Below are 10128 nucleotides of genomic sequence, written 5' to 3' on the forward strand. Positions count from 1 at the left end.
TCAAGCTAGAGGAGAAAGAGGAAATTATAGGACACAACGTATTAAATTTAACTCTAACTACTCTGATTAAGTTTTCGTTACATACTTATAAATTTTCCCGCCGACTTACTTATCCCTAAATGAATATTCTGAAACACGGTTAACTATTTACCCAACAAACTTTTAATCTTTCCCGTATTTGAGGCTGGGTATTCAGATAATCTTTTAACCAGTCGCATCCCCGTGCTAATAGCCTATCTAATTCGTCAATCCGCCAAATCAGCACCTTGTTCTGCTCAGGAGAATTACCCTGAACATGGGCGAGAATATATTTACCATCTGGGCTAAAATGTACTGGCGATATAAATGTAGATGAATACTTATACTGTGCAAGTTGCTTACCTGATATATCCCAAACACGATAAATTTTATCATCTGAAGCTGTGACAATTCGCTGACCATCCGGGCTAAAAACAGCAAATCCAATCTTACTTTGATGCGGTATTTCCAGTAATTGTTTACCAGAAGTATCCCAAATAATCGCCTTATTATCTAGGGAAGTAGCAATAACTAATGTTCCATTTTGACTAAAGCTAGGGCTATAAATATCTTGATTCGCCTTAAACTCTGATAACTTTTGACCTGATGTATTCCAAATAGTCACTATATTTCCATCAGTCGTAACAATACGCTCCCCATCTTGACTGAAGCTAGCACCCAAATAACTATTTTCACTTCCTTGAAAATCTACTATTTTTTCACCCGAAATATTCCACAAACTAGAGTAGTTCTTACCGTTATAATCAAACATAGCCAAAATATATTTACTATTATGGCTCCAAGTAATACCTCTAGCTTTAAACGTAGTTATTAACTTACCCGACTCTGAGAAAATTCTAGTTTTATGATCATAAGTTGTAGTCAAAATATATTTGCCATTTGGACTAAAAGCAGCATACTCTACTGCATCTTCATGTCCGGAAAGTAATAATAGCTGTTTTCCCGATGTATCCCAAACACGAGCAGTTTTATCAGCTGATGCCGTAACAAATTTTTTCCCATCAGGGCTGAAATTAGCGCTACTAGCTATATCTTCATGTCCGATAAATCTTGCCAACTGCTGACCATAACTATTCCAAATTAGTATAGATTTTCTAGTTGGAGTAATAACATATTTGCCATTTGGACTCCAACTTGCTCCTGTAATAGCGTCTTTTGAATTAATAGCTACTTTAGTTACTGGTATTTTATTGGATAAATCCCAAATGCGAACAATTTTATCCTGTCCAAAAGTAACAATATATTTACCATCAGGACTCCAACGGGGGCTACTTTGATCCCCTGTCAGTTCGGTGATTAAATTACTTGATAAATCCCACGGTTTTACAGCTTCATCTCCTATATTCCAAACTTTTATAGTATCATCGGTTGTAAAAAAACGCTGACCATCTGGACTAAATTCTGCATTACCATTTAGTACTTTCTCATTTTTTATTTCTCTAATTAGCCGACCAGATAAATCCCTAACATAAGTTTTGTAAGGCGTTGACACGAAGATACGTCGGCTATCGGGACTAAAACCAGCATCCATTGTTACCCATTGATCATCTACTTTAAATTGTGTGATTTGTTTACCGGAAATATCCCAAACATAAGAATTATTAGAGTTAGTTAAAATATATTTTCCATTGGGACTCCAATAAGCACTGTTAACAGCCATTGTATGTCCTGTGAATGTCTGCAATAATTTACCTGATGTATCCCAAATCCGGGCAGTCTTATCGTCAGAGGCAGTTAGAATATATTTACTATCTGGGCTAAATTTGGCGCTATTAACTTTGGCTTGATGTTGAAGCTGAAGTAATAAGTTACCGGATAAATCCCAAATACGAGCTGTTTTATCATTAGGGATATTAACTATGGTTTTACCATCCATACCTCTTTCAAGAACAAGTGGATTTCCAGAGGTTGTAATCACACGTTTACCATTGGGGCTAAAACTGGCGCTAGTCACATTTTCTTGATGTCTAAGTACCGCCAATTGTTTCCCCGAAAAGTTCCAAAGTCGAACTGTTTTATCACTAGAACTAGTAAGAATTTGCTTTCCATCTGGACTAAAATTAGCAATAAAAACTCCGTCTTGGTGTCCTTTTAGTTCGGCTATAAGCTTACCTGCCAAATTCCAAATACTAGCAGTTTTATTATTAGAAGCGGTAATGATATACTTTCCATCGTGGCTCCAGTTCACAGTAGTAATATTGTCTTCGTAGGCAACAAATCGTTTGAGTTCATGAATATTATTAAGTATCGTTTGTAAAGCAAAAATTGGACTGCTTGCAGGATATTTTTCTAGAGGTCGTCCATCTTTTACTATTTCTTTTAACCTTTGCCCTGCATCCATCGCTGTCACTAAAGATTCAATTTGGTTTCTTTCAAACTGTTTTAGGGCTGTAATTCCTGCTTGCTCTAATCTTATACCTAACTGGGTTTCTCGTAGTTGGCTAGTTGATATAGTTGCTCCGACAAAAGCAATAGCTGCTCCAATAAGACAACAAATAAGAACTCCACCACCGATACGAATTTGTTGTTTGGCTTGATGCTGTGCCGTAGTTAAAGTCTCGTTAGCTTGTGCTAAGATGCGACTTTCTTCTTCTTGAAATGCTAGTGCCGTAGCCATTTCTTGTTTTTCAAATTCCTGGCTGGCAGTTAAAAACTGGTAATCTTGCTGATTTAAACTTTTATTAGCCACCCAAGTTTTTGCATCTTCTAATGCTTTACCACGCAATAATCTAGAATTATCTTGACAGTTTGAAGCAAACCAAGCAGATAATGCTTCTGAATAAGGTCTTAAATCGGCGAGGGCTTTTTCGACCCAGTTTAAATTAAAAACATTTGCATAAATCTGGTTATAAATTTTTAAATATCCTTGTTGCTCTACAACTAATCCAGATAGGCGTAACTCTATCTGTTCTGGGCTGTCCGAAGCAGGAATTTGTCCTAATTGTAAAATTTTCTGATATAAACCAAGCAATGCACTTGTATTATGCTTACTCATCAAAATTCTATCTTTGATAGTTTTTAAGTGGGGTGGTTCATCAAGGGAATCCCAGTTTTGAATTATTTGTTGCGTAACAATATTTTTTACCCATTCGGCTTCTGTAGCTTTGCTCGTTACTTGTGGGGAAGTTACTAACAAATCACATAATTTTTGTGTAAGTAAGGGTTGTCCTCCAGTCCATGCTAAAACTTCTTGCAAAATAGCTTCTGGATTTTCAATCCCTTTCAACCCTGATGCTAAAGGTGAAATTTCGTGTATTTGAAAACCATTAAGTTGAATTGCACGACCGATATTAAAGGGTGTTCGTACCTTATCTGCAATTAAATCGCTAGGTGTTGCTACTCCGAGAAGCACAAAAGTAATCCTATTAAACTCGTTATTAAGATTACGTTTTTCATAACAACTTCTTATCCAAGCAAAAAAATCATCACCTTTAAATTTTAAGCTTAAAATACTATCAATCTCATCAATAAAAACAACTATTTCACTTTTGACTTTTTCTAACAAAATTTTTTCAATAAATATATCCAAACGCTGTATTGGTGCTAATTCACAGTTTTCCTTCCACCAGGTTCTAATAAATTGGCTAGGGTTAGCTATTTCAAAATTTGCAACCAATGTGTAAACGATACCTGCATACCACTGTTCCGGGTTTATATCCTTACTACCGCGTCCAGAGATGTCAATCGTAGTACAAGCGATGCCTTCGGCTTGCAGTCGTTTGATTGTACGAACTTGTAAGCTAGTTTTACCCATTTGTCGGGAATTAAAAATATAACAAAAGTTCCCAGCTTTTAGTTCGTTGTAAAGGTCGAAATCTGCTTGTCTAACTACGTAACAAGGAGCATCTTCTGTAAGACTTCCACCAACTTTATATGAAAAATTGTTGCTCATTGTCTGATAACAAGATAATTAATTTGTAGGGTGTATAAAAGCATAGTGTTACACAACAAATTATATGGTGGTGCGTGACGGTAAATAAATTATTCATTTTTTGTGCATATAATTCATTCATACCGTCACACACCCTACAGCTATATTTAATCTTGGTGCATTAAGGCATCAAATTGTTTTCTGTTCGTATTCATTAACAACGTTAATTGTTTTTTCTGTTCGTCAATTAACCCTACTGCTGGATTATCTGGGGTAACTCTTTTGATAAGTTCCGATCGCTCTTTTTCCAAACCTTCTAGTTTTTCAGACGCAGCATTTAATATCAGGTTTTCTACTGTTCCTTTATATGATTGCGGTTGTGAGTTAGCTAGTTGTTTGTACAAATCCTGAAGTTGAGCATCAAATTTCCCAATTGCTGGATTCTGAGGTGTATATCTTGCTAAATTTAAGGCTCTCACGACTTCCATTTTTGCGATCGCTTTTAAAGTCCGACGAGTTCTCAATTGTGGTGCTGGTAAGGATACACCCAATTGTGATAATTCAGTTCTGACTTTATCTAACATCTTTTGATATCTGGCATCCATCATACCAGTTCCGAAAACCCCATTTAAACTTTGCTGCAAAATATTTTCTGCTGATTTATAATCTGAAATAGCACTTTCTTTATCTCCTAAGTCTCGGTACAGATTACCTCTTAATAAGTACTCGTCAACATTGGGGCTACTATCACCAATTAATTGAGTCAAATCTGAAATTGCTTTCTGTTTCTCGCCTAACTTTTCGTAAGCCCTAGCCCTGTTCCAATATGCTCCACTACTATAACCACGCCGACCAGTATTTTGGCGAATTACTTCGGTATAGTCCGCCACTGCGTCTTTGTAATTCCCAATTGCAGCGTAAGCGTTTGCACGATGATAGTAGGGTTCTTCAGCTTTAGGATTGAGCTTAATTGCCTGCGTGAATGAAGAAACCGCAGCGAGTGAGTCTTTTTGGCAATCCTCTTGAAAGTGTCCCATGCTTATGAAGTCGTCTATTGTACTAAGACGTTGTGGCATAGGAGTTTGGCACTCAGCAGAGATATTAGAACCTGGTATTTGTGCAACCAATGGTAGTGAAAAACCTAGCAGCACAATAGATGATGCATAAGCTAAGAAAGAAGGTATAGAGAAGGCAAATTTCATAATTATATAATTCAGAAAGATTTTCAGTTAAAGTAGGACTAGGTTTGTGGGTTGTACCTCGAACCTTATTCCTGCTAATTCCATTTAATCTTGACTACACTTGAGTTAGAACGGGAGTATATCGAGTTCGTATCGACTTTGTAGTGAAATTGAATATTTTGTGATGTTGCCAAACAAATAAATCTAGCAGTTGCAATATCAAAAATGCCACGTTCAGTTAGAGTACGTCCTGAATTTATATTAGAGGTAAAGTCAGCGCTACCGCGTAATGGCTATATTCGTCAAACTGATTTGGCAGAACATTTGCAAATATCTCAATCTACTATCAGCAGTTTTCTTAATGGCAGAGCTGTAGATTACCTTAACTTTAGAGAAATTTGTCGTGTTTTAGAGCTGGAATGGCAAGATATTGCTGATTTAACTACTGATTTAACATTCGAAAGTAGGAAAAATATATTTTCATCACCCTTAGTAAGCACTACAGAGGAAAATAACAAACAAACTCAAGAAATATTTTCATCCCACTCTCTAGAGCATCCATCTGGGCAAGTACCATTAGATTCACCATTTTATATCAAACGTTCCCCAATCGAAGAACGATGTTATGAACAAATTCATAAACCCGGTGCTTTAATTAGAATTAAAGCACCAAGGCAGATGGGTAAAACGTCTCTTCTGGCAAGAGTTGTTAATGAATCCCATTCTCAAGGAGATTGTACCGTCATCTTAGATTTCCAACTAGCAGCCCAGGAGATTTTCGTTAATTCAGATAAGTTTTTACGCTGGTTTTGTGCAAGTGTTGGTTTAGCTTTAAATATCCCCAATAAACTTAGTGAATATTGGGATTTAGCGGAAATGTTGGGTAGTAGTATGGCATGTAAAGCCTATTTTGAGGAATATTTATTACCAACAATTAATAAGCCGCTAACCCTTGGTTTAGATGAAGTTGATAAAGTTTTTGAATATCCCGAAATTTACCGAGATTTCTTTGGATTACTACGCGCTTTACACGAAGAAGGCAAACGGCGAGAGATTTGGAAAAAACTGCGACTGGTGATTGTACATTCTACAGAAGTTTATGTTCCTCTTGATATTAATCAATCGCCGTTTAATGTAGGGTTATCTATAGAATTACCTGAATTTAATAATAAACAGGTTTTGGACTTAGCTCAAAGGTATAAACTCGATTTGGATGAAACAAAAGTTGAAAAATTAATGATGCTAGTGGGCGGACATCCATTTCTAATACGTTTTAGCCTTTATCATATAGCTAATAAAAACGTTACTTTAACACAGATCCTACAAAATCCCACAAGTTCATCGAGTATCTACGCAGACCATTTACGTCGTCAAAGTTTAATTCTTACGCAAAAGCCGGAATTAGCAAATGCAATGAAAAATGTAATTATTAATAAGTCTGCCAAGCTCCCGACAGTAACTAAATTTAAATTGCACAGTCTTGGACTGGTAAAATTGCAAGGAAATAGCGTATTACCAAGCTGTAATTTATATAATCAGTATTTACAAATTCATTTGTAAACAAACAAATATTTTGTTGACTAAAAGAAAGGCAGAGAGCGGCAGGCGGTGGTCCCTAAAAAAGGCAGCGCTTCATGGAAGACAAGGGCGTTGGAACCGCTTTGCAACTGGTTTACGGGACTTGAAGTTCAGGCGATAAAGCCCCGCCTCAACAAAGTCAGCATTTCCTGTCCATAAGGATTGTCATCAGCAGGGATACAGATATTAGCTATACCCCTTTTATCTTCAACAAAATTAGCTAATCATCACTAACAATTTTTGATTTCAAGAACCCACAGACATCCGCAGCTTAAATCAATGATTTTGTGTTCCATGATTTATTCCCCTTTTTGAACCCAACAATTTCCCAGACACCCCAGCCGTAAAACCCAACCCAATCGCCGCTACAGTAACGTCGGGCTTGATAAATAACGTCGCAATTCCAATAACTGCACCCCAAAGACAGCCATAGCAGCAAAGGATAACAAATTAATATTAAAAATCCAGATAAGCCTTTCCATTTATGGATGTGAGCGTTTAATACCTGCCAAAATAAAGGTGATTGCTTCTTCGGTGTGTTCCTCAATTATTTCTGGACTAAGACGATTAATCTCTGGAGTTAGATGCTTCCAGTTTTCATGAACTGTGAAGTAAAACAGACAAATACTCAAGATATGAGTCAGCGCCAGAAACGGTTTGAGGGGGCGAAAATATCCTTCTGCAATGCCTTGCTCTAAAATTTTGAGCAGATGCTCATGGAGACTTAAAACGTTACATTCCTTGAAATATACTCCTTGATTTTGACTTGCTTCCTGAAACCACAGCATTTGACGCTGAGGATTTTGAGCTTCATTGGCAATGGCAATGCGGATAATCTGTTTTAGGGCTTCTTCGGGGGATAAACCGTCAAAATTCAATTGCCCAAAAATGGTTTGAAGTTCATCGACTGGACGTTCTAAGGCTGCTTTATATAAGCTTTCCTTGCTCTCAAAATAGTAATGAAGTGTTGCAGTTGTCACCTTGGCGCGATTTGCGATCGCACTCAGACGCAAAACTTAATGACATTGATTTTAAATCTATTCTCAATAAAGTATGCTTATTGACATGATGCGGCCGCCCTGATGTAGTCATAGAGCAAGACGCAAGGATTTTAAGCAAGATTTACCCTAATACTCCACAACGGATTAAGTTGAACAATGAGGTGGGAATGGATTGGGTAAGGCCCAATTTTAAGAGTTTTTCAGCCCAAGGTGAACCGAATTTATCTCAGTAGTCTCAAACTGAATAATAAGGGACACAGTACTGAGTACGGATACAGATAGGGGTAAAAAAACATAAGAATTCAGCCCTTATAAATACATCCGCCTAAATACTTAAAGAATCAGTAAAAAATTGATAAATAAATATACTAATCACGTTGAATTTTTTCTAAGTTCTGACTCTTACAGCAGTTTTCGATCAAACCCACTACAAAAATAAATCCTAAAATAAAGCCCAGTATTACTTTTAGTACTTTTATCTGTGGCACGTTTGATTGCAAATTGCTGTAAGTGCTGAATTATCTGAAGAATATTTTTTAATAGTGGCAAAATTTGAACATAATTTCTGGAAACGGCTTTTCACACAGCACCGCATGAATCAAAATACTTGCTTATACTGTCTATGCAAGTTTTAGATTAATGTTATGGATGATAATCTGGGCAATTCTCGCTATCCCATCCATTCGGGTGTATCCCGCAGACTAGCACGTTGTCGCCATAGTCAACTCCATGATAGTTAGCGCAACCGATGCAAGCTATCGGTCGGCTAACTTGGTCATCAAAATCAAAATCATCATCCTCCGATTCATCTGCTCGAACTAAGGATGCATTACAGTTGGGGCAGGTTTGAATATCTCGCCCCAAGTCTCTAACTAGACAAGTGAGTGGTTGCCACGAAGTCATGGACTCACCATTGTTGCTAATATGACTAGTAAGTGACAAAAAATAGGGGTAACTGCATTGGCATACGACCACCTCAGCATCAGTATGCATCGCATAGTGAGCTTCTAGATATTCTTGGGCAATTCTCCAATCTTGCTGTTTGCTCAGGCTTTGAGGCTTGCCCTCATAATCAACATTCCACAATTGTTCATCGTGAAAAATCCTAAGAGAAAATGATGTATAGTCATGAGCTAAATTTTCTAGTTCGCAATGACTTTTGGCATTTTCATAATCAAAACTGCGATGCTCAACCATTAACTTATGCTCACGGGGATAAGACTGGATTACCAGATACTCTCCTTCATGAAATAGCGATCGCATCCACATTGATATTCCCTTGTAATAGCTACTAATTATACCTTTAACTTTCTTCCGTATTTTCTCACAAACCAGATAGGATTGCTATAGTATGATTCCTCCATAAAGTAATTGATATCCTAATCGTAGTCTCGTAATAAATTCCTCAGTATTACGATTGCTCCAAACGGGATTACTAGGACTCTTAATCCAGTTAGTCGGACTATGACAAATCTCATTATGACAACGGTAGCACGTAGAAAATGTTGATACTCCAATAACGTCATTCCCGTAGTAAGCATGATGGATCTCTTCACTTTTCTTAGTCAGACAAACTACACAGTAATTGTGAGTTTTTCTGTGAGCGTAGGCGCAGCCCGCCGTAGGCATCGCTACTTGTTTTCTATACTCTTTAGGATTACCATATCGAGCATTCCAGTTTAATCGTCTGTGTAGCCGAGATTTTCTAATAGTAATGTCACCCCCAAATCGTTTAACTCTTGCCCCGTTAATTCGTGCCACTTCTGTTGAATTTCCTGAAAATGTGGTCTTCTTCCTAATTCTGTTGCCCATTTTCTGGTTGAGTCGATGGGGGATATTATTCCCCGCGCCTCTCAGTTAGATCCGTGCGTACCCGTTTCCGTGTACACGGCTCCCGATGTTCTCAGCTTTCGCTTTTGCTCATGTGCTTGTAATCGTGGCAACTCTCGTGAATTGCTTCCAGATTATTTTTCTTCCAGTTGGCGTGATTTTCGTCGATGTGATGCAGATGAATCCGTTCCTCATCGATGAACTTTAAGCCGCAAGAGGCACATCTATGGTTTTGCTTCTTAAGAGCAATAGAAGTTTTGCCGTCATAGAACTTACTTTTGCGTTCGCTCCAGTAGGCTGTATCTCCGTCATAGGGGGATTTTGTTCCTTTAACCATGACGTGGCTACTTTCGGAGTAGGAAACTGCTGGGAATGCTTTGTCTAGTAATTTCTTGCTAGCGTAGCGATTTTTCTTGGCTTCCTTGTTGAATACCGTATAAGCTCTTTTTTGGATGTGGTATAACGAGTTTCTAGACCCGTCCATCTTGCAGAACTTATGGTAATTTCTCCAACCTCTTACTACCGGGGCTAATTTCTCAGCCTTTGTGGTAGCACCATAATTCGAGTTGTTGACGATGTGTTTTACTTTCTTACGGAATGCTTTGAAGTTGTCCACTGAGGGAGTGCT

The 10128-nt window shown here is 37.7% G+C and carries 7 protein-coding genes; 1 reads left to right on the plus strand and 6 read right to left on the minus strand.

The window, feature by feature from the left end; genetic code table 11:
* Positions 1-139: 139 nt before the first annotated feature.
* Positions 140-3931: an AAA-like domain-containing protein gene (locus H6G97_RS37675; protein WP_190945807.1), complete on the minus strand. Its 3792-nt coding sequence runs from the start codon at positions 3929-3931 to the stop codon at positions 140-142.
* Between the two features lie 146 nt (positions 3932-4077).
* Positions 4078-5112, minus strand: coding sequence for a tetratricopeptide repeat protein (locus H6G97_RS37680; RefSeq protein WP_190945808.1), 1035 nt, complete (start codon positions 5110-5112; stop codon positions 4078-4080).
* Positions 5113-5316: 204 nt separating this feature from the next.
* Here H6G97_RS37680 and H6G97_RS37685 point away from each other — a divergent pair, with 204 nt between their 5' ends.
* Positions 5317-6651, plus strand: coding sequence for an AAA-like domain-containing protein (locus H6G97_RS37685; protein ID WP_190945809.1), 1335 nt, complete (start codon positions 5317-5319; stop codon positions 6649-6651).
* A 500-nt stretch (positions 6652-7151) separates the two neighbouring features.
* On the opposite strand, the gene H6G97_RS37690 is transcribed toward H6G97_RS37685, so the two are convergent.
* The 4 genes from H6G97_RS37690 to H6G97_RS37705 all read right to left on the minus strand — a co-directional run.
* Positions 7152-7682, minus strand: coding sequence for a TetR/AcrR family transcriptional regulator (locus tag H6G97_RS37690; protein WP_190945810.1), 531 nt, complete (start codon positions 7680-7682; stop codon positions 7152-7154).
* 630 nt (positions 7683-8312) lie between these two features.
* Entirely contained in the window at positions 8313-8939 is a 627-nt protein-coding gene (locus H6G97_RS37695; protein ID WP_190945811.1) for a hypothetical protein, read from the minus strand.
* Positions 8940-9014: 75 nt separating this feature from the next.
* A complete protein-coding gene (locus tag H6G97_RS37700; RefSeq protein ID WP_190945812.1) occupies positions 9015-9431 on the minus strand; it encodes a hypothetical protein in 417 nt (138 codons plus the stop codon).
* A gap of 142 nt (positions 9432-9573) precedes the next feature.
* Positions 9574-10128, minus strand: a 555-nt coding sequence (locus tag H6G97_RS37705; protein ID WP_190945813.1) for an HNH endonuclease, incomplete at its 5' end; no start/stop codon positions are given.

The sequence above is a fragment of the Nostoc flagelliforme FACHB-838 genome (assembly GCF_014698065.1).
Taxonomy (GTDB): domain Bacteria; phylum Cyanobacteriota; class Cyanobacteriia; order Cyanobacteriales; family Nostocaceae; genus Nostoc; species Nostoc flagelliforme_B.